The following is a 24091-nucleotide window of genomic DNA, read 5'->3' on the forward strand; positions in this document are numbered from 1 at the left end:
GAGACGACAATAACAGTAGATCTCGGAGCCCGCGGGCTACTCGAGGTCGTAGACGTCCGGCCGACGATCCGCGAGGGCGTCGTCGCGGGGGGTCAGGGCCTTCGTCCGCGCGCGCTCAAGTTCGCAGTCTGCGGTAACAATACGTTCGCCCGTAGTGGGTGCGGGCCCGGCGAGCGGGAGCCCGTCCGGATCGACGATCACGCTCTGTCCCTCGAAGGCGGTGCCGCGCTCGGTTCCGGCGCGGTCAGCACAGGCGATGAACACTCGGTTCTCGTTCGCGCGTGCGACCGCCTGGTGGACCCCCATCGTCCACCCTGCGGGCCGCTCGCCCTCGCTCGGGCCGGGGACCCAGTTCGTCGGTACGGCGACGAGGTCGACGCCCGCGCGGGCCTGGTTCACCGTCGTTTCGCTGAACCAGAGGTCGTTGCAGATCTGCACACCGAGTCGACCGAACGGCGTCTCGAACGTCGGCAGCGCGTCGCCTGGTTCGAACCACCGTTTCTCCTCGTTCCAGAGGTGAACCTTTCGGTAGCCGCCCTCGACGCCGTCGGGAGAGACGACGAGGGAGCTGTTGTAATACGTATCGCGGTCGATTTCGGCGAAGCCGCCGACGATCCACGTGTCGGTTTCGGCAGCGATTGCGGCCCACGCTTCGGCGGTTGGCCCGTCGCGCGGCTCCGCCAGCGACTCGAGTTCGGATCGCTCCTCGAACACGTAGCCCGTCGTCGCCAGTTCGGGGAGGACGACGAGATCGGCGTCGGCGTGCTCGCGGACGAGCTCGACCGTCCTCGAGCGGTTTCGATCGACGGCGCCGAACGCCGGAACCGTCTGGGCGGCGACGACCGCGGTCCCGTCGGCTCCGTTCACTCCCAGATCCCTCCGGAGAGATGGTCGATTGCGACCATGACGACGACAGTGAGCGCGATGAAGACCACGCTCGCGGCCGCGATGGTCGGCGAGTAGCCGTACCGAAGCGAGTTGAAGATCCGGATCGGGATCGTGTCGACGAGGAACAGCGACAGCAGCCAGGCGATGATGTACTCGTTCAGCGAGAGGATGAACGCGAACAGCGCCCCCGAGATCACGTTCGCCCGCAGGAGCGGGTACGTGATCGTCCGAATCGTCTCGATCGGGGACGCGCCGAGATTCATCGCGGCCTCCTCGTAGGTTCGATCGAGTTCGTCCAGCCCCTGCGAGATGAGGATGAACGGGAACGGCGCGTAGAAGATCCCGTGAGCGACGACGATGCCGGCCCGCGTCCCCGCGACGCCGAGCTCGAGGAAGAAGACGAGAAACGCCACGCCGACGATGACCGGCGGAACCAGAATCGGGAGCATGCCGAAGGTTCCCAGGATCGCGCTCCACCGGTAGCCGTACCGGTCGAGGGCGAACGCCAGCGTCCCGCCGATCGTCGTGCTCAGGAGCGCGGCGGCCCCGGCGATACCGAGGCTGTTGATCAGCGCGATGAGCCACGACGAGTCGGTGAAGAACTCGACGTACCACTGCATCGAGAACCCGCCCGGCGGGAACGTGAGGAACTGTTCGGGCGTGACCGAGACGGCGATGATGATTCCCAGTGGGGCCGCGATGAACGTCATCGCGGCGATCACGTAGAGCCGACTCGCCGTCCAGATCACCCGTTCGCGGGTCCGGGCGTCGACCGTCGTGACGACACTGTCGAGTCCGCGTCCTGCGCTACCGAGCAGCCGAGTAAGCCCGACGGCCGAGGCTACCGAGGCGAGCGTAGACCGGACTCGCGTCGTTCCTGCGGACGACTCGTACGCGGTCGAATCGGGCGTTCCGCCGTCGGGTTCGGCCACCTCGTTGCCGCCGAGACTGGCAGCCGTCACGTTGGTGAACCGGACCATCGCCCAGAGGAACGCGAGGACGACCACGATCAGCCCGATGCTCATCGCGGCGGCGAACGGGTAGTTCTGCTCGCCCATGATCTGGGCCTCGATCAACACCGGCAGCGTTCGCTCGGCGGAACTGCCGAGCAGCCGCGGCATGACGTACGCCCCGAGCGCGAGGATGAACACCAGCGCCATCCCGCTGGTGATGCCGTTTTTCGACAGCGGCAGCGTCACCCGTCGGAACGTCGTCACCGGACCCGCCCCGAGATTCTTCGAGGCTTCGAGGAGTTCGCCGTCGATGTTTCGGATACTGCTGTAGAGCGTGAGGATCATGAACGGCAAGAAGACGTACACCATGCCGACGACGAGGCCCCAGTAGCCCGGATAGAACGACTGGGGTTCGGCGAGCAGGCCGGTTCTGACGCCGATCGAACTCAGAATCCCGCCGGAAGCCAGGATGACCTGCCAGGCGTAGGCGCGGATGACGTAGGTGACCCACAGCGAGGAGATGATCGTGATCAGCAGCAGACTCCGGAGCCACGGTCGGTTCATCCGCGCGAGGTAGTACGCGATCGGGTAGCCGAGCAGCAACGAGGCGAACGCCGTGACGAGCGAGATTTCGATCGTCAGCCAGAGCTGTCTGAGATAGAGGTTCGTCTCGACCGGCGGCCAGCCGAGCGTGACGCTCACGTCGAGGAACCGTGCGTAGTTCTCGAGGGTAAGGCCCGGCCGGTAGGAGCCGCCGGGGATATTCACGTAGAAGCTGAACACGACCAGCAGCGCGAGCGGCACCAGAAAGACGGCGACGAGCCAGAACAGCGGGTAGCCGAGCGCGTACCACTTGGTGTTCGACTTCAGCCCCGCACGTGCCGGCTCGTCGGTCTCGGTTGACGATGATTCCGTCTCCATCTACGCCTCCACGATTCGACAGTCGTCGGGGCCAATGCGGACCGAGACGCGGTCGCCGGGCGACCGTTCGTCCGTCCCGCTCCGTCTGGCGACGACGAGTTCCCGGCCGTCGTCTGTCTCGAGTTGGTACTCGACGCTGCTCCCGAGGTGTCGTTTGAACTGGACCGTCGCGTCGAACGTGTTCTCGGCGGTTGCGCCGTCGGCACCCGCCGAATCGATCGCGAGCCGTTCCGGCCGGGCCACGACCGAAACCGTCTCGCCGACCTCGACGCCGTTGCCGAGGGCGCGGATCGTGGCGTCCGAACAGTCGACGGTCGCGTAGCCGTCCTCGACGCTCGTCACGGAGCCGTCGAAGAGGTTCGCCGTTCCGAGGAAGTCGGCGACGAACCGCGTCTTCGGGCGGTTGTACACCGCTTCCGGCGGGCCGACCTGCTCGAAGCGGCCGTCGTTCATCACCGCCAGTCGGTCGGACATCGTCAACGCCTCCTCCTGATTGTGCGTAACGAAGACCGTAGTGATGCCGACCTCCTGTTGAATCCGGCGCAACTCGACTTGCATCTGTTCACGGAGCTTCTTGTCGAGGCTCGCGAGCGGTTCGTCGAGCAACAGCGCGTCTGGCCGCGGTGCGAGCGCGCGGGCGAGCGCGATCCGCTGTTGTTGGCCGCCCGAGAGCTGATCCGGCGTTCGGTCGCCGACGCCGGGGAGTTCGACCAGCTCGAGCATCTCCGCGACTCTCGCGTCGATCTCCTCGTCGGTGTACTCGCCGCTGACGTCCATCCCGTAGGCGACGTTCTCGTAGATGGTCAGGTGTGGAAACAGCGCGAAGTCCTGAAACACCATCCCCGTGTTGCGCTCGTACGGCGGCGCGTCGGTGACGTCGGTTCCATCGATCGAAATCGTCCCGTCAGTCGGCCGCTCGAAGCCAGCGATGGTCCGCAGCGTCGTCGTTTTTCCGCAGCCGGAGGGGCCGACCAGCGTGACGAACTCGCCGCTCTCGATGTCGATATCCACTCCCTTGACCGCGAGCACACCACCCGGGTACCGCTTCGTCACGCCCGACAGTGAGATTCCGCTCATCGGAATTAGCCGATGATGAACTCTTCCCACTGTTCGTTGACCCACTCCTCCTCCTCGAGGTAGAGATCGTAGTAGGGGCTGATCGCCGCCTCGGGACCGGGTCCGGCGATCTCCTCGTAGGTCTCGTCGTCGAGTTCGGAATGTTCCCGGTCGATAACGGGCGCGGTAAAGAGGTCCTCCGCGAGCCGGTCCTGTACCTCTGGACGGCTCGCGTAGTCGATAAACTGCTGGGCCTCCTCCACCATCTCGGAGGGCTCGAGGACGACCCACGAGCCGGAGTCGATCACGGAGCCCTCCTCGACGAAGTTCGACTGGACGGGCGCGCCGTCTTCCTGCATGACCTTCGTGATGTCGCTGTAGAGCATACCCGCGGGCACCTCCGCGTCGCGGAGGCGCTGCTGGAACTCGGCCTCGTTCTCGTACCAGAAGTTCGCCTGGTCGGTAATGCCCTCGAGCTCTTCGAAGACCTCCTCGACGCCGTCTCGATCCTCGAGGATCTCCTGGCCGCCGAACTGAACCTCCGCGGTGATGTCGAGCAGGAAGGAGTTGGAGGCGAGTCCGAGCAGCCCCAGCTGATCCTCGTACTCGTCGTCCCAGAGCGCTTCCCAGCTGTCGATCGGTTCCTCGAACACGTCGGTATTCTGTACGAGGTTGATGTACCACGAGAGCGCGCCGATGCTGGCGATACCCCCTTCGCGCTCCTCGACGAGGTCGTCGCTGATGTACTGGAGGTTCTCGAACGCGTCTTCGTCGTCCCAGATGTGCCAGAGCTCGGAGTTCAGTCCGCGGAGGACGCCGACCGTCGACATGATCGCGACGTCGACCGGCGCTTCGCCGGCGCCCACGGCGCTGTCGTACTGCGAGAGCGCCTCTTCGGCCGTCGGCTGCTCCTGTGACTCGGCCTCGAAATCGACCTCCTCGTTGAACGGCTCGAACAGGACGTCGTCCATAACCTCCTGAAACACACCGCCGTACACTGCGACGGTCAGCGTGTCGTCATCGTCGAGAAACCCCGTACACCCCGCGAGCCCACCGATCGCAGCGGCGCTTCCGGTCGCCGCCGTCGTTCGGAGGAACGTCCGTCGCCCGTAGCTGTTTGATGCCGGCATTATATTGCCACCTTGCTCAGTGAGTTGCTGATAGCTACACATAAAGCTTCCCACGGTAGAATAAGACATCTACCGTTTCATCTGCCTCGTTCGTGCGCGTTGTTTGATTTCGACGCGGTACGGTTGGATCGAACCGTGGGGTTCGATTCGGTACCAGTCCCGATTACCGCGAGTTCACGGCATCAGTTCGGACCGCCGTCGTACTCCGGCGAGGGTCTCCCAGTCGAGAGCGAGGTCGGCTTCGACGACGGCCGAAATAACGAGCTCTGCGGTTCCGATGCAGGTCAGCGAGGCGAACGACCAGTCCGGCTGACCCCACGGGAACGGTCTCGACTCGCGCGGTCTCCGGAGATCGCCGCCGTCGGCCGCCGGATCGTCGGTGACTCGACTGATCAGCTCCACCAGCCGCTTGCGGACCTGTTCGACCTGGATGCGGGCGCTGGCCCAGGTACAGGTCGGCACACACTTGTAGGGCTAGCTGGTAAGCCGGGATAGATGGTCGAGATCGTGACGCTCGCGACGTTTCTGGTGGCCGCACTCGCCAGTCTCTTCATGGCCTGGGCGATCGGTGCCGGTTCGAGCGGGTCGACGCCGTTCGCTCCCGCGGTCGGCGCGAACGCGATCTCGGTGATGCGAGCGGGCTTTCTCGTCGGAATTCTCGGCTTCGCGGGCGCCGTCTTACAGGGTGCGAACGTCTCCGAGGCGGTCGGTGCCGATCTGATCGGTGGCGTGACGCTGTCGCCGATGGCGGCGACGATCGCGCTGATCATCGCGGCCGGACTGGTCGCGATCGGCGTCTTCGCGGGCTACCCGATAGCGACGGCCTTCACCGTCACCGGGGCGGTCATCGGCGTCGGGCTCGCGATGGGCGGCGATCCCGCGTGGGCGAAGTACACGGAGATCGCGACGCTGTGGATCCTGACGCCGTTCGTCGGAGGCGGTCTCGCCTACGGGATCGCCCGGCTCTTGCGAAGCGAACCGATCGCGGAGGCGTACCTGATCATCGGGCTGTCGGCGCTCGTCGGGACGGTCGTCGCCAACATCGAGTTCGCGATCCTCGGCTCGGAAGACGCGGGCGGGGCGTCGATCGCGCAGGCCTCGAGCGGCTGGGTTCCCGGTCCCGAGATCGTCGGCGTCGCCGCCGCGACGGCCGCTATCGCCGCCCTCTGGGCGGGTGCGATCGCGATCGATCTACGAGACGAACTCGAGCGCGGCGAACGACACTTCCTGCTCATCCTCGGCGGACTGGTCGCGTTCTCCGCTGGCGGCAGTCAGGTCGGACTGGCGGTCGGCCCGCTGATTCCGCTGTCGGGCGACGTCGGCCTGCCGCTGATCGCGCTCCTCGTGGGCGGCGGATTCGGACTCCTGCTCGGGTCGTGGACCGGCGCGCCCCGAATGATCAAGGCGATCTCGCAGGACTACTCCTCGCTCGGACCGCGCCGGTCGATCGCCGCGCTCATTCCGTCGTTCATCATCGCGCAGGTCGCCGTCCTCTACGGCATTCCCGTCTCGTTCAACGAGATCATCGTCAGCGCGATCATCGGGAGCGGTTACGCCGCAGCCGGCGCCGGCGGCGGGGTCAGCGCCCGGAAGATGGGATTCACCGTCCTCGCGTGGATCGGCTCGCTCGCCGGCTCGATCGTCATCTCGTACGTCGGCTTCGTCGTGATCGATGCCCTGGTGTTCTGAGAACTGGTCGACATCGAACAGGCTTTACAGGACGGGTGGCGAGTTCTGGTATGGACGAGGACGCTGTGGATCCGGACGACTCCGAGACGATGCAGTGGCGACGCGACGCCTCGACGTCTCGAACCGTTCGCCTGCTGTGGTCGCTCGGCGTCGGGACGTTCTTCGCGGCGATCACTATCATCGTCTTCTGGCGACTGTACGATCTCGCCGCCCAGGGCGGCGCCGGCGCGATTGTCGTCGCCGCACTCGCCGCGATCGTCGTGACGATTCTCGCGTTCGCCGTCACCAGCGACACCGAACGCCGACTCGAGGCCCTCGCCAGCCGCTTGCCCATCACGACGCCGTCCGGGAAGGCCCTTGAGCGAGCGATGGACGCCGCGCTCGGAACGATCGCGATGATGGGCGTCATGGGCTCGCTGATGGCCGTCGGCCGGTACGTCTCCCAGCGAGAGCTTCTGGAGGTCGGTGCCGGCCCGTTCACCGGCATGGCCGCGCTGTTGCTCCCGCTCGCACTCGTCGCGCTCGTGCTCGCGTCGTTCCTGCGCTCCGTCGGCACGCTCGACCGCGAGAAACGAACGATCTACCTCTACGATCCGGATCAGGCGATCGATCTCGAGGTCATTCGGGGGGTCTCGTCGCGCCGACTCGGCGACGCGGCGATCCTGAAACTCGAGTACGCCGAACCGGACGGCCAGTACGTCGCGGGGCCGCGTCGGATCGTCGTCCCGCCCGAGGTCGCGAGCGAACTGCAGGGGCTCGTCGACGGACGGGCTCCGTGAGCGGCGATGGCTCGCAGCGGTGCGGATCGATGACTGTCCGGTAGCGACTGAAGAGACGCTTCGTTCGAGCACGACGGTCAGACCGACTCCTCTCGCCGACGCGTCCTTCGGTCGCTCGAGACCGCGTCTGTCGGAGGGCGGATCGAGACGAGCGACTCGCGTGGGCCTCCGCGCCGGTCGACGCTGGCCGAGCGACCGAGAACACTTGTCTTCGATATTACACGTGCGGTGGCTCGAGATGTTGGCTGGCTTACCAACCGAGCAGCGCTGCAGAATTGCCGAGAGGACGGTACAAGGTATTTGACCGGTCATCCACGCCTGTGGATTTATTTGTACGCTCGCCATCAGACTACATATCGATGAGCGACTGTCTAAACGTAGAGAATACTGTACGAAGAACTCGATTGCTGTCTTGAAAAATCTAATATCACAAAAATGTCTGGTAAATCGGATCAGGACACGAACGCGAGTGTAATGATGATGACGTGATATGCGTCCATGATAGCGGACGATACGCTCCGTATCCTCCTCATCGAGGACAATCCAGGCGATGCCCGCTTGATCGAGGAGATGCTTCGGGAAACGACCGTTCCCTTATCGTCGATCCAAACCGGGAGCGGCAATAGACCGCGCTCGGAACCCGAAACCGGTACGGTAGACCTACTGCACGCCGATCGACTCGAGACGGGACTCCAGCAGTTGGCGGAGTCGACGATCGATATCGTGTTGCTCGATCTGGGGCTCCCGGATAGCACGGGACTGGAGACGCTCACGACCGTCCTCGAGCACCCGATAGCCGTGCCGATCGTGGTGCTCACGGGTCTCACCGACGAGACGGTCGGTATCCGTGCCGTCCAGCAGGGCGCCCAGGCGTACCTGGTAAAAGACGAGATCAACAGCGAACTCCTGTCTCGATCGCTCCGGCACGCGCTCGAACGTCACCAGCGTGAAACGCAGTTGACTGCGCTGGCGACAGTCTCGCGGGAACTGATGGCGATGACGTCCTTCGACGACATCGCCGAGCGGGCGGTCACGGCGGCGGCGGATTCCCTCGACTTTCCCGTCGCGATGGTCTGTCTCTACGACACCGATCACGGCACGTTGCGGCCGCTCGCCGCCACCGATCGGGCGGAAGAGCTTCTGATCACCGAGAATCCGACCAACGACGTAGCCGACGTTTCGACTCAGCTGTCGTCGGCCTGTGCGGAGGTCGTCGGACGAGCCTTCGCCACGGATCAGGTCGTCATCGACTCCGACGGAGATTCCCGGTCTTCCCGCACGGACGCCGAACTCCCGCTGGACAGCCAAATCGTGTTCCCGCTCGCTACCCACGGCGTCTTCCTCCTCGGCTCGGCGAGTTCGCCGACGATTCCGTCTACCGGCGTCGACTACGCGAAGATCCTGGCGACGAACACGCAGGCGGCGCTCGAGCGCCTCGAGCGCGAGCGGCGACTGCAGGAGCGAGAGGCCGAACTCGAGACGCAGACGGAGTCGCTCGAGCAACTCGACCGGATTAACGCCATGATCCGCGATATCGTGCAGGGTGTCGTCCACGCGACGACGCGAACCGAGATCGAGCAGGCCGTCTGCGATCGACTGGTGGCCGCCGACTCGTTTCGCTTCGCCTGGATCGGCGTGCACGACGCGCTCACGCAGACGCTGACCCCGCACGCTCGTTCGGGCGTCGAGGACGGCTATCTCGAGAGCGTCACGATCACGACCGACGAGAGTCAGACCGGACGAGGGCCGGTCGGAACTGCCGTACGCACGCGCGAACTTCAGGTGGTCGAGGATACGATGCGGGATCTCTCGTACGCGCCGTGGCGCGAGGAGACGATGAAACGCGGCTATCGGTCGATCGCGAGCATTCCGCTCGTGTACGCGGAGACGCTGTACGGCGTGTTGACCATCTACGCGGATCGACCGGGAATCTTCACCGATCGAGTACAGGCCGTCCTGTCCGAACTCGGTGAGACGATCGCCCACGCGATCAACGCAGTCGAAAGTAAGCGGGCGCTGATCAGCGATCGGGTCGTCGAACTCAAGTTTCAGGTGCGGGACACGGAGCTCGTGTTTCTGGACTTGACCGAAGCTGCCGATTGTGAGTTCTCCTTCGAGAGCGTGGTCCCGCGACTCGACGACCGACTCCGAGTGTTCTTCTCGACCCGCGATGCCTCGGTCGACGAGGTGGTCGCGTTTGCCGAACGAGCGCTCGCTATCGACGATCTCACGCTCGTCGCGGAACGGGAGGACGGCTGCGTGTTCGAGTGTACGCTGCGGGAGCCGAATTTCGTTTCGTTCTGTCTCGAACAGGGGGTGACGGTGCAAACGCTGACGGCGGAGCGCGGAACGGGCCAACTGACGGTCGAACTCTCCAGCGACGCCGACGTTCGGGGGTTCGCGGAGCGATTCCAGTCGGCGTATCCGGAGTCGACGCTGGTAGCGAGTCGCGAAGACGAGCGATCGGTGCAGACCCGTCAGGCGTTCCAAACGACGCTCGACGATCGACTGACCGATCGACAGGCGGAAGTCCTGCGCACGGCCTTCTTCAGCGGCTACTTCGAATCACCGCGCGCGAGCAGCGGACGAGACGTGGCGGCAACGCTCGACATCGCACAGCCGACCTTCAACCACCACCTCCGTGCGGCCCTGCGAAAACTCCTGTCGCTCCTTTACACCGACTGACGCCGTCGACCGAACGCGGCGTTCGACTCCGTTTGCGGCTCCGCCGCCGATATCTCAACTGATAGCCCCCGCTCGAGCGCGCATCTTTCAGTTGAGCTAGTGTGGCTTTCCCGGTACACTCCGTTTCTACGGGTAGATCAACAGATGAGCGCAACCGAACCCGTAACCCAACAGCTGTCTCCGGCCGACGAGGTATGTACCACGGTAGCTCTGGCGGTTTCGGCCGCGACGGATACTCCTGTCGACGAACTACCGCCGCTCTATTCCGTGATCGATCCGGATGCCCTCAACGCGATCTTCCAGCCGAGCGGGACCGGTCGGCCCCAGGACGGGACGCACATTTCCTTCACGATAGCGGGATGTACGGTCACCATTCGAGACGATACCGTTACCGTCACCTCGGACTCGGAGACGCCGAGCGAGCGATCCGCCTCGGAGTGCGCACGCGCGAACTAAGTCGCCGATGAGCACCTCCAGTGCCAGGGGTTTCGATGGATGACAACGGCCCCCCGTCGACCGCCGAAACGTCCGACTCCCCCGACCGCTGTGCGACCTGCGGAACGAGCCTCGATCCCGGTAGCTGGCACCCGACAGTCGGGTACACGGATTCGGACGGAACGTACCGCATCGTTCGGTTCTGTAGCGACGCGTGTCACCACGAGTGGCGGACGAGTCGCGAGGAAACCGGTGACCCGTGATGGACGGTTACAGCCGCAGTCGGATCCTCGCTCCGAATTTCGATGAGTAAGACACCAACTGATACCGCTGCAGACCGAATTCGTGACGAATACCGCGAATTCACCGTCGACGACGGTGTCGTCGCTGTCATCACCGATCCACGGGACGACCGGGCCTGGATCACTTCGACGCTGACCGTCACCATTCGGCAGTAACGAGTTCCCGCCGTCCGTTCGACGCTGCGGTGCGATACGACCGCGTCTGCCAACGAGCGACTCGCCGCTGACCCGAACCGCGTTCCTTGACGAACGCTGCTGATCTGACGCACGGAGACGGCCCCGCGTTGCGCTCGTCCGAACTCGGATACGTCGACTACGACTCTCGCCGCTCGAGAATCAGCACGTACCGCGTCAACGACCGGTGAACGCGCCGCTCGAACGCGGCCTCGAGTTCCCACCCCGCCGCTCGCGCCTCGCCGGCCCACGACCGATCCGCGACCACGACGGCCCGCGGGGCGACCCGGCGGGCCTCCGTTAACGCTCCCGATACCAGATCCTCGAGCCGGTGCGTCTCGATCTTCGACTGCCGTCCGTACGGCGCGTCGAACACCGCGCCGTCGACGGCGTCGTCCGCCAGCGGCAGCCGGGTCGCGTCGCCGCGGCCGACGTGCCACTCGCCTCGAGCGACGCCGGTAGGCGACGGCTCGTCGGCGTCGAGAAAGTGGCCCAAATTCTCCCGCGCACCCGCGACCATCTTCTCCTGGGCGTCCGTTCCGACGACGTCGGCACCCACCAGTCCGGCCTCGACGAGGACGCCGCCGGTACCACACATCGGGTCCAGAACCGTCGCGCCGGGCCGCGCCCCCGCGACGTTCGCGACGGCGCGGGCGAGCAGCGGATCCATGCTCCCGGGCTGGAAGAACGGTTTGTCCGTGGGCGCGCGCGAGCCGAAATCCCGCACGCTCTCGGCGGCGAGCCAGCCCAGTGCACAGACCGAGACGGGTTCCTCGAGTGCCTCGTCAGTTTCGGACGCGAACAGCGCGCCGGTCTCCGCGTCGGCTTCGAGCCCCCCGCCGGCCTCGAGTTTTCCCACCGAAAACGTCGCTCGAAGCACGTGATCGGGATCGTCGAGATCAACCGTAAACCCACGATCGACCAGGATTTGGCCGAGTTCACGTTCGGCCCGCCCGCTACTGACGCCGCTCGAGCCGTGGACGTCGGTCGCTCGAACCGCAACGGTTCCCTCGCGATCGATCGGCGCGGTCTCGAGTAGCGTTTTCGCACTCGCCAGGTCGGCGTCGGTACGGCCGACCAGTTCGCTCGCGCGGTGCGTGTACGCTAACCCGCGGACGCGCTCGGGGGCGACAGCGTTCGCGACGGCGAGTCCGGGGGCGATTCGACGGACGTCGGCGGCCCCGCTGGCCGCCTCGCGGGCTGCGAACGCGTCGTCCTCGCCGCCGAGCTCGAGTAGATACACGCGTATGCGTCGCCGTGGGGGAGCCATGAGCCTACCGTTTTTCGTGACGTCTCCCGTCGAGGTGCGACCGGTCCGAGACCGAGTATCAGCCACTAACGATCCCAAAATCGATCGGTATTCGGCCGACGCGGTCGCCGTATATACCGGATATATCAGGTGGCGGTACTAACCTTTATAAACCTTAAATACGTCTTTTTAAGCGACTTATGACGGATCCCAAGGACACCATCAACATCGAAAACGTGGTGGCGTCGACCGGTATCGGACAGGAGCTCGACCTGCAGAGCGTTGCCATGGACCTCGAGGGGGCCGACTACGACCCCGAACAGTTCCCCGGCCTCGTCTACCGCACGCAGAACCCCAAGTCCGCCGCACTGATCTTCCGCTCGGGGAAGATCGTCTGCACCGGCGCGAAATCGACCGACGACGTTCACGAGAGCCTGCGTATCGTCTTCGACAAACTCCGTGAACTGCAGATTCAGGTCAACGAGGACCCCGAGATCGTCGTCCAGAACATCGTCACCAGCGCCGATCTGGGCCGCAACCTCAACCTGAACGCGATCGCGATCGGTCTCGGCCTCGAGAACATCGAGTACGAACCCGAACAGTTCCCCGGTCTCGTCTACCGCCTCGACGACCCCGAAGTGGTGGCCCTGCTCTTCGGCTCCGGGAAACTCGTCATCACCGGCGGCAAGAAACCGGTCGACGCCGAACACGCGGTCGACAAGATCGTCTCCCGTCTCGAGGACCTCGGCCTGCTCGAGTAACGCGACTCGATTTTCGGTCCTCGCAGCGAGCGCCGACTCCCAGCAGCGCCTGCGTCGTGTTGCGTCTCGAAAACCGACAGTATCGGTCGATAGCGATTCCCGATTCGTTCTCGATGCCACCGACAGTCGCCGTGGCCGCTGCTATCCGGAACCGTTCACCGCGATCGATCGGTCTCTTTCGCCGGATTATCGACCGTTTACCGTCCCGTGAACGATCAATAGTGGCGTGAATCGTGTCTCATCGACTGGAACGACCAGCCTCGTTTATTCGCTCTTCGGCTGAGTTTCAGCTATCGATGACGATCCACCCTGACCGACTGGCGACCGCGCTGGATAGCCCCGCTCCCGACAGTGTCGAGCGATTTCAGGGAGCCCTCCCGCGTGCGGCAGTCCGTCGCGTGCTGGGCAACGACCGTCGACGCGAGGTGCTCCGCTGTCTCCTCGCCGAGGACGGCTCCCTCTCGGTGTCCACGCTCGTCGCGCGGATCGCGGACGCCGAACACGACGCGACGGCCGTCACGTCGCTACTCGAACTCCGCCAGCGCGTCCACGTCTCGCTCTGTCGGACCCACCTCCCGCTGCTTCAGGATCACCGCGCCCTCGCGTACGACCAGGTGCAGGGGCTCGTCTCCCCCGGAGCGACGCTCCCGGCGTTCGAGCCGTTGCTCGGCGAGGAGTCGCTCGAGGGACCGATCGACTCTCGACTGGAACCGCGGTCGGAGTAGTCGGCAGCAAGCGCGTCGACTGCGAGTCGCCGGCCGGTCGAGTACCCGTTCGATTTCGGTGCCCGTCCTCATCTCTCCCCGTCGATATCGACGTCTGTTTCGCGGAGTACACGACCGAGCCAGCGATTGTACCGGTCGAAGTACGGAATCGACACGATACAGAGGAGCAACCCGGCGATCCACGCGAGCGGTTCCGTAGCCCGTTCGGCTGCGATCCGGGAAATAGAGCGGTCGGCGATGACGACCGTCGGGGGGACTCCGAAGAGCGCCCCGAGCAGCACGTAGAACGCGATACTGAGCGCGACTATCGCGGCTATCACGGTCCCGAGAAGGACGAGAAGTCCACCCACTGCGAGCGGGACGCGAAACCACCGCGGCTCGAGGAAGTCGCGTCCAGCCATTACTTCAGTGTCTGCGAGTATCTCCCTTGAACCCACCGTTAGCACCGCTCTCTCACGTCGCCGACACGCTTCGCAACGTTATCGGTCCGACTGTCTGAACCACGAGCGATCACACTCGGTGATACGGTCGCTCCCTCTGCAGTTACAGTTGAAACGCGGTCGTCGTCCCGCTCGTCTCGAGGATCCGATCGCGACTACTCGACCAGCCGCTCGATTTCGGTCACCAGGATGTCGCTCGCGCCGGCCTTCTTGACCTCGGTAATCGTCTCGAACACGTCCTGCTCGTCGACGACGACGTGGACGGCCACCTTCCCGTCGCCGTCTCGAGACTCCTCCGAAGTCTCGCCGTTCTCGTCTTCTCCGGCGATATCCATCACCGTCGGCCCGCCCATCCCGGGAATGACATCCCGGACGGCGTCCAGTTTCGTCTTCGGGACGTTCATCATCAGGTAGCGCTTCCCCTCGGCCTGTTTGACCGACGAGAGCGCCGTCCGAACCTCCTCGACTTTCGGCTCCTCGAGGACGTCCTCGCGGCCGAACAGCCGGACCGAACTCGAGAGCACGTCGTCGACGACGGCCAGTCGGTTCATCTTGAGCGTCGTCCCCGTGCTCGTGATGTCGACGATGGCGTCGGCCATCTCGACGTGGGGTGTCAGTTCCGTCGCGCCCGTCACCTCGACGATATCGGGCTCGACACCGGTGTCGGCGAAGAAGTCGCGGGTGATGTTGGGGAACTCCGTGGCGACGGTCTTGCCCGCCAGATCCGCGACGGTCTCGATGTCGCCGTCTTCGGGTGCCGCGAGGACGAGTCGACAGCGGCCGAACTCGAGGTCGAGCAGTTCGGACACGTCGTCGACGCGAGCCTCGTGGACCTGATCGAGACCCGTGATTCCGAGGTCCGCCGCGCCGTCGGAGACGTACTCCGGGATGTCCGCCGCGCGGGCGAAGAGGACGGAGACGTCCGGATCGACGGTGTCGGCGTAGAGTTTCCGATCGGCACCGTTCTCGAGATGGAGTCCCGCCCGCTCTAAGAGGTCGATCGTCGGCTCGTGCAGGCGGCCCTTGTTGGGAACGGCGATTCGCATTTGCTGGTGGTTCGGCGTCGGCGGGGAATTGTCTTTTCATCCCGGCGAGGTGGCCAGTGGCGGTCCGTTTGCCGACGCTCGAGAAGCAGTACTCGAGGGTGCGGACCGGCCCTTCACACGCCGCGGGTATTCGTAACGGCCGGGATGCCGACCGGTTCCGTCACCCGTAGTCCTCGTCACTCGTCTCTGGCGGGCACCGTAAACGAGAAGGTCGCCCCGTCACCGGGTTCGGAGTCGACCCAGATCTCGCCGCCGTGGCGCTCGACGATCCGTTCGCAGAGTGCCAGTCCGATGCCCGTGCCGTCGTACTCGTCGCTGGTGTGGAGGCGGTTGAACACCTCGAACACGCTGTCGGTGTTGTCCGAGTCGATGCCGATGCCCTCGTCGGTGACCGAGACGGTCCACCTGTCGCCGGTACGTTCGGCGTCGACGTGAACGCGCGGGGGCTCGTCGCCCGAATACTCGATGGCGTTATCCAGCAGGTTCTGGAACAGCTGACGCAGTTGACTGTCGTCGCCCTCGATGCGGGGCAGTGGTTCCACCGTGATCTCGGCGTCACTCTCCGTGATCCGCCGCTGGAGGTCGTCGCGGACCTCCGCGAGCACGTCGTTGAGATCGACCGGCTCGAACGGCTTGCCGCGCGTCTCCACGCGCGAGTACGTGAGCAAGCTGTCGATCATGTCTCGCATGCGGTCGGCACCGTTGACCGCGAACTCGAGGAACTCTTCGGCGTCCTCGTCGAGTTCGTCACCGTACCGGCTGTCGATCAACTGGAGGTAACTCGAGACCATCCGCAGGGGCTCTTGCAGGTCGTGCGAGGCGGCGTGGGCGAATTGCTCGAGTCGCTCGTTCGATTCTTCGAGCTTCTGCTGATACTCCCGCCGATCGGTGATGTCGTGAACGTATATCGAGAGTCCCGATTCGGAGGGATACACGTTGTACTCGAGCCACGCGTCGAGACCCTCGTCGTACAGTTCGAAATTGGCGGGTTCTTGCGCGTCCATCGCCCTGCGGAACTCCTCCCAGAGTTCCCCCTCCGTTCGATTGGGGAACACCTCCCAGAACGACCGCCCGAATAGCTCGTCCTCGGGCCGCTGGAACAGCTCTGCAGCGCGGTCATTGAGATGCGTGAACTGCCAGTCGTCGTCCAGCGCGAAGAACGCGTCGGAGATGCGCCCCAGAATCTCACTCAGTTCGGTCTCGAGTTCCTCCTTTCGCCGTTCGAGTCGTCGCTCGTATTCTTTCCGATCGGTGATGTCCTCGAGAGAGATGACGATTCCGTTATCGCCGGACAGAGCGCCCTCGAGCGGGACCGCGTTTATCGAGAGCCACTGATACCCGTCGCTCGACCACTCCGCTCGGCACTGGAAGTCGTATACCGGCTGGCCGGTGTCGATGACCCGTGTCCACGGTTTGTCGTCGTTCGGAACGAGCGTGCCCTCGCCGTCGTATAGCTCTATAGATCCGATCGAAAAATCCTCGAAATCAACTGCGGTGGTTCCGAGGAGTTCGAGCGCCTGCCGGTTCGCTCTCCGGGACTCTCCGTTCGAATCGACCACACAGATGCCGACCGGGGCGGTTTCGAGGATTTGCTCGGTCAAGTCACGCTCTTTGCGGAGTTGGAGCTCGTACTCCCGCTGCTCGGTCATGTCGCGGGTCACTTTCGTGAACCCCTGAAGCGTTCCGTCGAGATCTCGGATGGCAGTAATGGTGACGTTCGCCCAGAACCGCGATCCGTCCTTGCGGACCCGCCAGCCTTCGTCCTCGACGCGGCCCGCCTCCACGGCGGTTTCGAGGTTCGTTTCCGGAACCTCGTCCTCGATATCTTCGTCGGTGTAGAACGTGGAAAAGTGTTTTCCGACGATTTCGTCCTCCGGATACCCTTTGATACGTTTGGCACCCTGGTTCCAACTAGCGACGGTGCCGTCGGGATCGAGCATGAAGATCGCGTAGTCCTTGACGGCACTCACGAACGCGCCGAACTCCTGCAATCCGGACTGCTGATCGGCCGAATCGGTCTGGTCTGACGGCTGCCACCAAACCCGGTTTTCGGGATCGATCTCCTTGCACTGTAGCTCATCGATATCGGCGAGCGCTCCCAACTTCTGCTCTGCAGTTCGTTCGGGGCACTCCAATCGCTTTGCGACTTCGGCCGTCGTAAATGGCGTACACGGCTCATCCGACTTAGAGAAAAGCCGCTCGATGTCCTCCCGGGTAACGCTCGGTGGTGAGCCGGAGGAATTCATGAAGTAGATATTAGCGTGGACTCGTAAACGATTGGCGGTTGGACTCTGACGTCGATTGTACGGTTCGACGAATTGACGTACGGGCGACGGCGTACCGGCAGTTCAGACCGACAGATCCGCCCGGCGCAACAGCTGCGCGTTGACCGCCACGATCACCGTGCTCGCGGACATGAGCACCGCGCCGACGGCCGGCGAGAGCAAGATGCCGATCGGTGCGAGGATACCGGCCGCGAGCGGCAGCGCGAACACGTTGTAGCCGGCCGCCCAGGCGATGTTCTCCTGCATCTTCCGGTAGCTCTTCGCGCTCAGGCGGACGAGGCTGGCGACGTCCCGCGGATCGTTCTCGACGAGGACGACGTCGGCGGACTCGACGGCGACGTCGGTACCCGAGCCGATGGCGATCCCGACGTCCGCGCGGGTGAGCGCGGGCGCGTCGTTGACGCCATCGCCGACCATCGCGACGAGGTGGCCCTGCTCCTGTAACTCGAGGATCTTTTCGTCTTTGTCCTCGGGCAGCACCTCCGCGAAGACGGTGTCGATGCCGAGTTCGTCGGCCACGCTGTGGGCCACGTCCGCGTCGTCGCCGGTCAGCATCGCCACCTCGACGCCCATCCCGTGGAGCGCGTCGATGGCCTCGAAACTCTCCTCGCGGACCACGTCCGCGAGCGCGACCGCACCGACCACGGCCTCGTCGTGCAAGACGTAGACGACGCCCTCGCCCCGAGCGCCGGCCTCGTCCGCGAATCGCTCGAGGTCGGGGTTCGGTTCGACCTCGAGGTGGCGGAGCAGGTTCGGGCCGCCGACGGAGACGGTGCGGCCGTCTCGTCCGGCCGACTCGTCGACACCGTCCGAGCCACCGCTCCCACCGGGTGTCACGGCCGGCATCGCGTCCCGTTCGACCGTCGCACGGACGCCTCGTCCCTCGAGCGCCTCGAATCCGCGGACGTCGGGCACCGAGAGTCCACGTTTGCCGGCCTCGTCGCGGACGGCCTGGGCGATCATGTGCTCCGAATCCCCCTCGACGGCGGCCGCGAGCCGCAGGACGTCGTCCTCGCTCCAGCCCCCGACGGTCGCGATGTCGACGATTCCTTGCTCGCCCGCCGTGAGCGTCCCGGTCTTGTCGAAGACGACCGTATCGAGGTTGCGCGCTCGCTCCATCGCGATCCGGTCGCGGACGAGCATCCCGTTTCGGGCGGCCATCGAGGTGTTGATCGCGACCACCAGTGGGACCGCCAGTCCAAGCGCGTGCGGACAGGCGATGACGAGGACGGTGACGACCCGTTCGACGACCGGCAGTCCAAAGCCGACGGCGATAGACCAGGTGACGGCGGTTACGGCCGCGACGCTCAGGGCGGCGTAAAACAGCCAGCCCGCGGCCCGATCGGCCAGGACTTGCGTCCTCGAGCGACTCTCCTGGGCCTCCTCGACGAGGCGCACGATGCCCGACAGCGTCGTCTCCTCGCCGGTCGCGGAGATGCGAACGCGAAGACTGCCGTCCCGGTTGGTCGTCCCGCCGATGACCTCGTCGCCGGGTTCCTTTGTCACCGGTTTCGACTCGCCCGTGATCATCGCCTCGGTGACGTTCGACTCGCCCTCCTCGACGACGCCGTCGGCGGGGACGTTCGCACCGGGCCGGACGAGCACGAGGTCGCCTTCCTCGAGGTCGTCGATCGGAACTTCGTCGGTCTCACCGCCCTCCGTGACGCGTTCGGCCGTGTCTGGCAGCAGTTCTGCGAGTTCGTCGAGCGCGCCCGAGGCCCGCCTGACGCTGCGCATCTCGATCCAGTGGCCCAGCAGGAAGATGACGATCAGGGTCACGAGCTCCCAGAAGAACGGCTCGCCGATGGGGAAGACGGCCGCCGCGACGCTGTATCCGAAGGCGACGGTGATCGCGAGCGAGATGAGGAGCATCATCCCCGGTTCGCGGTTCCTGGCCTCGACTGCGCCCATCCGGAGGAACGGAATCCCGCCGTAGGCGAAGACGGCCACGCCGAGGACGGGCGCGACGAATTCGCTTCCCGGGAACGTCACTGCGGTGAAGCCGAACCACTCCTGGAGCATCGGGCTGTAGTACAGCACCGGCAGGGAGAGCGCGAGGCAGACGAAAAAGCGCTGCTTGAACATCTCCTCGTGGTCCGAGTGGTCGACGTGTTCGCCGTGGTCGTGGTCGCCGCGGCCGGACTCACTGCCCTCGCTGGGGCCAGAAGCACCGTGCTCGCCGCGATCGCGTTCGCCGTCTTCGTGATCCGCGTGCTCGGCGTGGTGCTCGCTCGGCGTCTCGTCGGCGCCCGGCGTGTCCCGATAGCAGTTACAGACCCGGCAACACGAGCAGTAGCTGTCCGTCGGTTTCTCGCCCCGAGGGGTCGTCTCTGGTTCCGAGTGGGCCACGTCGTCGCCATCGTCGCCGTGGTCGCGAGACGAGTCGGCCATCAGCGGCGGTCACCCCGTTCGAGTCGCTCGCGGCGCTCCTCGAACTCCTCGCTCGAGAGGTCGCCGCGGGCGTAGGCGGTCCGGAGCTCCTCGATGGCCGGATCCGTTCGCCGTCTCGTCGACCCGCGAAGCAACCGGTACAGGACGTAGCCGATGACGAGAACCAAGCCGAGGGGCACCACCCAGACGAGCAGCCACGGCCACGGCTCTCCCATCGTCCCGTTCCAGGTACCCATGGGTCCGAATCCGATCATCGGCATCGCGAAGACCATCACGAGGAGTGGGACGAGCACCGCGACGAGTACTACCGCGGCTATCACGAGCAGGATCGTCCTCCCGAGGGAGTCGTCGGTCGTCATCGGGTACTAGTTATCGGCGAAACGACGTAGTTCTCACACACGATTCGCACAGAATGGCGATTTCCATCGGCAATCGTCTCTCTCAGAGAGGTTGATTACGTCTTCCGAGACGCTGACGGACGCTCGTTATCCAGCGGGTGTATCCCGCCGTGAACGGCGGACGAGAGCGTCACACCCACTCGAGGTACCACCCGTACAGCTGGACGATCTCCTCGAGTTGCATCTCGATGATGCCCTCGGCGAGTTCGGCGACGACCGGCGACTGGCCCTCCCGCAGGAGGCGCTGGGAGAGCTGAATCGCGCCGCTGTGGTGGTAGGTGAACCGTTCGATGAATCGGAGGTCGAACTGTCGGCCCTCGAGCGACTCGAGGTACGCGAGTTCGTTGACCTCGGGCTGGCCGGGAATCGCGGTGACGAAGCCGCGAACGTCGTCGAGGTCGGCGCGGAGCACCCGTCCCGGCTCGATTCCGGCGTCCGCGAGGATCCCTTCGATCTCCTCGATCTCCTGGGTCTGCATCTCGATGGCCATCCGGGCCATCTCGCGGAGCTGGTCGTGGTCGGTCCGCTCCGGGACCAGTTCCGCGAGTTCGATCCCGCCGCGGTGGTGATAGGCCATGAGCTGGAGGAAGGTGACGTCGGCGAGGTTCAGCGGATTTCCGTCTTCGTCGTGGGCGACGGGTTCGTCCGCTGCGCCCGATACGGCCCCGCCGAGGCCGAGCGCGAGACCGCTCGAGGCGAGGGCTCCAGTCTTCAGCAGCGTTCGGCGCGACTGATCGTCCGGTTCGTTCGAATCTGCTGTCCGTGTCATCGATCCATAGGGACGGACCACGGTTATCCCAATAACGCTACTCGTTGCAAGAATCATCACGAACGACCGGGGTACGGTATCGAACGCGGACCACTAGGTCGCGATTCGGGTAGCGCATCGCTACTGCTGGGCCTGACTCGATTTACTTTCGAAAGTCGAGAACGGATAGATTCACGGTTTCTAAGGCACAACCCGCTTGAACGTCCATCCCCTACGGTCACGTATGAGCACGAGACGAGCCCACCTCGAGATAACCGGCATGTCCTGTTCGACGTGTTCGGGGACCATCGAGGACGCGGTAGGAGCCCTCGGGGGCGTCGAGTCGGTGAGCGCGAACTACGCGACCGACGAGGGGACGGTCGCCTACGACCCCGAGGCCGTCTCGCTGGCCGAGATCTTCGATGCGATCGACGACGCGGGATACGAAGCGGCCTCGGAGACCGAGACGGTCACCGTCATGGGGATGTCGTGTTCGACCTGCTCCCAAACGGTGAGCGAGGCCGCCGAGGACCTGCCGGGCGTCGTTCGAGCGGACGTGAACTTCGCGTCCGACGAGGCACGCGTCGAGTACAACCCGAACGACGTCTCGCTGGCCGCGATCTACGACGCCGTCGAGGACGCCGGCTACGACCCCGTCCGCGACGAGAGCGAAGGTACCGAGGGCACGCAGGGCTCGAGCCAGCGCGAGCGCGCCGTCGAGAAGGAACTCCGTCGCCAGCGCCGATTGGTGATCGGCGGCGCCGTTCTCACGCTGCCGTTCGTGCCGATCATGCTGGGGATGCTCGGACTCGTCGAACTCCCCCACGAGATCGCCGGGATCGACCTGGGCTGGCTCGAGTTCGCCCTCGCGACGATCCTGATGGCGACGCTCGGCAGGGAGTTCCTCGCCGGCGCCTATCGCGCGTTCTCGCACAACCGGCGGGCGAACATGGACACGCTCGTGGCGATGGGCTCCTCGGCGGGCTACGTCTACAGTACGGCGGTCCTCTTCGGACTGATCGCCGGTGCTGGCCTCTACTTCGAGGCCGTCGCCTTCATCCTCTGGTTCATCACGCTCGGCAACTGGCTCGAGGTCCGATCGAAGGCCCGGGCCGGAAACGCCCTCCGTGAACTCCTGCAGATGGAGGCCGACGAGGCGACCATCGTGGAAGATGTCTCCGAGTCGCGCTCGGAGGACAGCGAGACGGAGTCTCGCCAGTGGGAAGAGCGGCAGGTCCCCCTCGAGGACGTCGCGGTCGGCGACGTGATGAAGGTCCGACCGGGCGAGCGGATTCCGACGGACGGGGTGGTCGTCGACGGCCAGAGTGCGGTCGACGAGTCCATGTTAACGGGCGAATCGGTGCCGGTCGAGAAAGGCGAGGGCGACGACGTCGTCGGCTCGACGATCAACGAGAACGGCGTGCTCCTCGTGGAGGCCACGCAGGTCGGCTCCGAGACGGCGATCCAGCAGATCGTCGACCGGGTCAAGGAGGCCCAGTCGCGCCAGCCCGAGATCCAGCGACTGGTCGACAGGGTGAGCGCCTACTTCGTCCCCGCGGTGATCGGTAACGCCGTCCTCTGGGCGGTGCTCTGGTTCGCCTTCCCCGAGCAACTCGCGGCAGTCGCGAACTGGCTGCCGCTGTGGGGACTCGTCGAGGGCGGCCCCGAAGTGGCTGCCGTCGGCGGCGCTGGCGTCCCGCTCCTCGAGTTCTCCGTCATCGTCCTCGCCTCGGCCCTGCTGATCGCCTGTCCCTGCGCGCTGGGGCTGGCGACGCCGGCCGCGACGATGGTCGGCTCGACGCTCTCGGCGACCAACGGCGTGCTGTTCAAAGGCGGCGACGTGCTCGAGCAGGTCCGAGGGATCGACACGATCGTCTTCGACAAGACGGGGACGCTGACCCACGGCGAGATGGTGCTGACGGACGTCGAACTGGTCGGCGAGCGGGCGGCCGCGGACGGCGGCACCGATACCGCGCCCGACGGCGGTGAGCGATCCTCGTCGGAACCTCGTTCCGACGGCGGACTGCTCACCGAACGCGAGGAGGACCTCGAGTCGCTCGTCCTCGGCGCGGCCGCGACGGCCGAATCCGGCTCCGAGCACCCGATTGCGCGGGCGATCGTCGAGGGAGCCGAGGAACGCGGTATCGAGGTCGGCGAGGTCAGCGAGTTCGAGAACGTTCCCGGCCACGGCATTCGCGCCGAGACCGACCGCGGGAGCGTCCTGATCGGTCGTCGAAAGCTCCTCGAGGAGGCCGGGATCGATACCGAACCCGCAGAGGAGACGCTGACGCGACTCGAGCGCGAGGGGAAGACGGCGATGCCGGTCGCGGTCGATGGCGAACTCCTCGGTGTGCTCGCGGTGGCCGACGAGGTCCGCCAGAGCGCGAAAGAGACGGTTGCCGCCCTCCGCGATCGCGGCATCGAGGTCGTGATGCTCACCGGCGACAACGAGCGCACCGCTCGAGCGGTCGCCGAACAGGTCGGGATCGATCCCGACAACGTGCGCGCGGCGGTGTTGCCGGAGGACAAGGCGGACCACATCGAGGCGCTTCAGGAAGACGGATCCCGCGTAATGATGGTCGGCGACGGCGTCAACGACGCCCCCGCACTGACGACCGCACACGTCGGCGTCGCCATCGGTTCGGGCACCGACGTCGCCATCGAGTCGGCGGACGTGACGCTGATGCGCGACGATCCCGCGGACGTCCTGAAGGCCGTCCGAATTTCGGAGGCGACCATCTCGAAGGTTCGCCAGAACCTGTTCTGGGCCTTCGCTTACAACACGACGCTGATCCCCATCGCCTCGCTGGGCCTGCTGAATCCCGCGCTGGCGGGACTGGCGATGGCCGCCTCGAGCGTGAGCGTGATGGCGAACAGCCTCTCGTTCGCGAAGTACGATCCCCACGAGGAGTACCGGTTGGCGCTGTTGAAGCCGTTCGAGCGGTTTCGGCGGTAGCTACCCCTACCCGGCTGTCCGGCAACGTACGGACATGCTTAAGTATGGGACGATACCTTATTTGATATCCTAGAGTAGCG

Annotated in this window: 21 protein-coding genes; 9 read left to right on the plus strand and 12 right to left on the minus strand. The window is 65.1% G+C overall.

The window, feature by feature from the left end; all coding sequences use genetic code 11:
- Positions 1-36: 36 nt before the first annotated feature.
- The 5 genes from ACSFC7_RS03735 to ACSFC7_RS03755 all read right to left on the minus strand — a co-directional run bounded on the left by ACSFC7_RS03735 (position 37) and on the right by ACSFC7_RS03755 (position 5410).
- Positions 37-867: a nitrilase family protein gene (locus tag ACSFC7_RS03735; RefSeq protein WP_436346422.1), complete on the minus strand. Its 831-nt coding sequence runs from the start codon at positions 865-867 to the stop codon at positions 37-39.
- Positions 864-2762 (minus strand): ABC transporter permease subunit, encoded by a 1899-nt coding sequence (locus ACSFC7_RS03740; protein WP_436346423.1) that lies wholly within the window; start codon positions 2760-2762, stop codon positions 864-866. The genes ACSFC7_RS03735 and ACSFC7_RS03740 overlap by 4 nt, the downstream gene beginning before the upstream one ends.
- The gene (locus ACSFC7_RS03745; protein ID WP_436346424.1) at positions 2763-3839 is read right to left on the minus strand and encodes an ABC transporter ATP-binding protein; all 1077 of its coding nucleotides are present in this window, start codon (positions 3837-3839) and stop codon (positions 2763-2765) included. It lies immediately after the preceding gene.
- 5 nt (positions 3840-3844) lie between these two features.
- Complete coding sequence (locus ACSFC7_RS03750) at positions 3845-4948, minus strand: ABC transporter substrate-binding protein (RefSeq protein WP_436346425.1); 1104 nt, start codon at positions 4946-4948, stop codon at positions 3845-3847.
- A gap of 174 nt (positions 4949-5122) precedes the next feature.
- The gene (locus tag ACSFC7_RS03755; protein ID WP_436346426.1) at positions 5123-5410 is read right to left on the minus strand and encodes a hypothetical protein; all 288 of its coding nucleotides are present in this window, start codon (positions 5408-5410) and stop codon (positions 5123-5125) included.
- A 33-nt stretch (positions 5411-5443) separates the two neighbouring features.
- Here ACSFC7_RS03755 and ACSFC7_RS03760 point away from each other — a divergent pair, with 33 nt between their 5' ends.
- The 6 genes from ACSFC7_RS03760 (at position 5444) to ACSFC7_RS03785 (ending at position 10994) form a co-directional block, all read left to right on the plus strand.
- Entirely contained in the window at positions 5444-6637 is a 1194-nt protein-coding gene (locus ACSFC7_RS03760; RefSeq protein ID WP_436346427.1) for an anion permease, read from the plus strand.
- A gap of 50 nt (positions 6638-6687) precedes the next feature.
- Positions 6688-7416, plus strand: coding sequence for a hypothetical protein (locus tag ACSFC7_RS03765; protein ID WP_436346428.1), 729 nt, complete (start codon positions 6688-6690; stop codon positions 7414-7416).
- A gap of 498 nt (positions 7417-7914) precedes the next feature.
- Positions 7915-10101 carry a bacterio-opsin activator domain-containing protein gene (locus ACSFC7_RS03770; protein ID WP_436346429.1) on the plus strand — a complete coding sequence of 729 codons (2187 nt, stop codon included), beginning with the start codon at positions 7915-7917 and terminating at the stop codon, positions 10099-10101.
- A gap of 144 nt (positions 10102-10245) precedes the next feature.
- Positions 10246-10557 carry a HalOD1 output domain-containing protein gene (locus tag ACSFC7_RS03775; RefSeq protein ID WP_436346430.1) on the plus strand — a complete coding sequence of 104 codons (312 nt, stop codon included), beginning with the start codon at positions 10246-10248 and terminating at the stop codon, positions 10555-10557.
- A gap of 35 nt (positions 10558-10592) precedes the next feature.
- Positions 10593-10799, plus strand: coding sequence for a DUF7576 family protein (locus ACSFC7_RS03780; RefSeq protein ID WP_436346431.1), 207 nt, complete (start codon positions 10593-10595; stop codon positions 10797-10799).
- Positions 10800-10841: 42 nt separating this feature from the next.
- Positions 10842-10994: a hypothetical protein gene (locus ACSFC7_RS03785; protein ID WP_436346432.1), complete on the plus strand. Its 153-nt coding sequence runs from the start codon at positions 10842-10844 to the stop codon at positions 10992-10994.
- Between the two features lie 157 nt (positions 10995-11151).
- Here the strand turns inward: ACSFC7_RS03785 and ACSFC7_RS03790 are convergent, their stop codons facing one another.
- Complete coding sequence (locus ACSFC7_RS03790) at positions 11152-12255, minus strand: TIGR01177 family methyltransferase (RefSeq protein ID WP_436346433.1); 1104 nt, start codon at positions 12253-12255, stop codon at positions 11152-11154.
- 206 nt (positions 12256-12461) lie between these two features.
- Between ACSFC7_RS03790 and ACSFC7_RS03795 the strand changes: the two genes are divergently transcribed.
- Both ACSFC7_RS03795 and ACSFC7_RS03800 read left to right on the plus strand, forming a co-directional pair.
- On the plus strand, positions 12462-13022 hold the full coding sequence (locus ACSFC7_RS03795; protein ID WP_006092636.1) for a TATA-box-binding protein: 561 nt from the start codon (positions 12462-12464) through the stop codon (positions 13020-13022).
- 296 nt (positions 13023-13318) lie between these two features.
- Entirely contained in the window at positions 13319-13747 is a 429-nt protein-coding gene (locus ACSFC7_RS03800; RefSeq protein ID WP_436346434.1) for a DUF7344 domain-containing protein, read from the plus strand.
- A 68-nt stretch (positions 13748-13815) separates the two neighbouring features.
- On the opposite strand, the gene ACSFC7_RS03805 is transcribed toward ACSFC7_RS03800, so the two are convergent.
- The 6 genes from ACSFC7_RS03805 to ACSFC7_RS03830 form a co-directional block, all read right to left on the minus strand.
- A complete protein-coding gene (locus ACSFC7_RS03805; protein WP_436346435.1) occupies positions 13816-14148 on the minus strand; it encodes a hypothetical protein in 333 nt (110 codons plus the stop codon).
- A 194-nt stretch (positions 14149-14342) separates the two neighbouring features.
- Positions 14343-15233: an ATP phosphoribosyltransferase gene (hisG, locus tag ACSFC7_RS03810; protein WP_436346436.1), complete on the minus strand. Its 891-nt coding sequence runs from the start codon at positions 15231-15233 to the stop codon at positions 14343-14345.
- 176 nt (positions 15234-15409) lie between these two features.
- A complete protein-coding gene (locus tag ACSFC7_RS03815) occupies positions 15410-17479 on the minus strand; it encodes a PAS domain-containing sensor histidine kinase (RefSeq protein ID WP_436346437.1) in 2070 nt (689 codons plus the stop codon).
- A gap of 102 nt (positions 17480-17581) precedes the next feature.
- Positions 17582-19909 carry a heavy metal translocating P-type ATPase gene (locus tag ACSFC7_RS03820; protein WP_436346438.1) on the minus strand — a complete coding sequence of 776 codons (2328 nt, stop codon included), beginning with the start codon at positions 19907-19909 and terminating at the stop codon, positions 17582-17584.
- Complete coding sequence (locus ACSFC7_RS03825; RefSeq protein WP_436346439.1) at positions 19909-20268, minus strand: SHOCT domain-containing protein; 360 nt, start codon at positions 20266-20268, stop codon at positions 19909-19911. The genes ACSFC7_RS03820 and ACSFC7_RS03825 overlap by 1 nt, the downstream gene beginning before the upstream one ends.
- A 169-nt stretch (positions 20269-20437) precedes the next feature.
- Positions 20438-21076, minus strand: a complete 639-nt coding sequence (locus ACSFC7_RS03830; RefSeq protein WP_436346440.1) for a DUF305 domain-containing protein — start codon at positions 21074-21076, stop codon at positions 20438-20440.
- Positions 21077-21299: 223 nt separating this feature from the next.
- On the opposite strand from ACSFC7_RS03830, the gene ACSFC7_RS03835 reads away from it, so the two are divergent.
- Positions 21300-24011 carry a heavy metal translocating P-type ATPase gene (locus ACSFC7_RS03835; protein ID WP_436346441.1) on the plus strand — a complete coding sequence of 904 codons (2712 nt, stop codon included), beginning with the start codon at positions 21300-21302 and terminating at the stop codon, positions 24009-24011.
- Positions 24012-24091 lie beyond the last annotated feature (80 nt).

This window comes from Natronorubrum halobium (assembly GCF_051351675.1).
GTDB lineage: Archaea > Halobacteriota > Halobacteria > Halobacteriales > Natrialbaceae > Natronorubrum.

What these genes read in the sequence shown, in the direction of transcription:
- ACSFC7_RS03740 (WP_436346423.1), bottom strand. Translation starts at nt 2,762, where the DNA reads ATGGAGACGGAATCATCGTCAACCGAGACCGACGAGCCGGCACGTGCG.
- ACSFC7_RS03745 (WP_436346424.1), bottom strand. Translation starts at nt 3,839, where the DNA reads ATGAGCGGAATCTCACTGTCGGGCGTGACGAAGCGGTACCCGGGTGGT.
- ACSFC7_RS03750 (WP_436346425.1), bottom strand. Translation starts at nt 4,948, where the DNA reads ATGCCGGCATCAAACAGCTACGGGCGACGGACGTTCCTCCGAACGACG.
- ACSFC7_RS03760 (WP_436346427.1), top strand. Translation starts at nt 5,444, where the DNA reads ATGGTCGAGATCGTGACGCTCGCGACGTTTCTGGTGGCCGCACTCGCC.
- ACSFC7_RS03765 (WP_436346428.1), top strand. Translation starts at nt 6,688, where the DNA reads ATGGACGAGGACGCTGTGGATCCGGACGACTCCGAGACGATGCAGTGG.
- ACSFC7_RS03770 (WP_436346429.1), top strand. Translation starts at nt 7,915, where the DNA reads ATGATAGCGGACGATACGCTCCGTATCCTCCTCATCGAGGACAATCCA.
- ACSFC7_RS03775 (WP_436346430.1), top strand. Translation starts at nt 10,246, where the DNA reads ATGAGCGCAACCGAACCCGTAACCCAACAGCTGTCTCCGGCCGACGAG.
- ACSFC7_RS03780 (WP_436346431.1), top strand. Translation starts at nt 10,593, where the DNA reads ATGGATGACAACGGCCCCCCGTCGACCGCCGAAACGTCCGACTCCCCC.
- ACSFC7_RS03785 (WP_436346432.1), top strand. Translation starts at nt 10,842, where the DNA reads ATGAGTAAGACACCAACTGATACCGCTGCAGACCGAATTCGTGACGAA.
- ACSFC7_RS03795 (WP_006092636.1), top strand. Translation starts at nt 12,462, where the DNA reads ATGACGGATCCCAAGGACACCATCAACATCGAAAACGTGGTGGCGTCG.
- ACSFC7_RS03800 (WP_436346434.1), top strand. Translation starts at nt 13,319, where the DNA reads ATGACGATCCACCCTGACCGACTGGCGACCGCGCTGGATAGCCCCGCT.
- ACSFC7_RS03805 (WP_436346435.1), bottom strand. Translation starts at nt 14,148, where the DNA reads ATGGCTGGACGCGACTTCCTCGAGCCGCGGTGGTTTCGCGTCCCGCTC.
- hisG (WP_436346436.1), bottom strand. Translation starts at nt 15,233, where the DNA reads ATGCGAATCGCCGTTCCCAACAAGGGCCGCCTGCACGAGCCGACGATC.
- ACSFC7_RS03815 (WP_436346437.1), bottom strand. Translation starts at nt 17,479, where the DNA reads ATGAATTCCTCCGGCTCACCACCGAGCGTTACCCGGGAGGACATCGAG.
- ACSFC7_RS03820 (WP_436346438.1), bottom strand. Translation starts at nt 19,909, where the DNA reads ATGGCCGACTCGTCTCGCGACCACGGCGACGATGGCGACGACGTGGCC.
- ACSFC7_RS03825 (WP_436346439.1), bottom strand. Translation starts at nt 20,268, where the DNA reads ATGACGACCGACGACTCCCTCGGGAGGACGATCCTGCTCGTGATAGCC.
- ACSFC7_RS03830 (WP_436346440.1), bottom strand. Translation starts at nt 21,076, where the DNA reads ATGACACGGACAGCAGATTCGAACGAACCGGACGATCAGTCGCGCCGA.
- ACSFC7_RS03835 (WP_436346441.1), top strand. Translation starts at nt 21,300, where the DNA reads ATGAGCACGAGACGAGCCCACCTCGAGATAACCGGCATGTCCTGTTCG.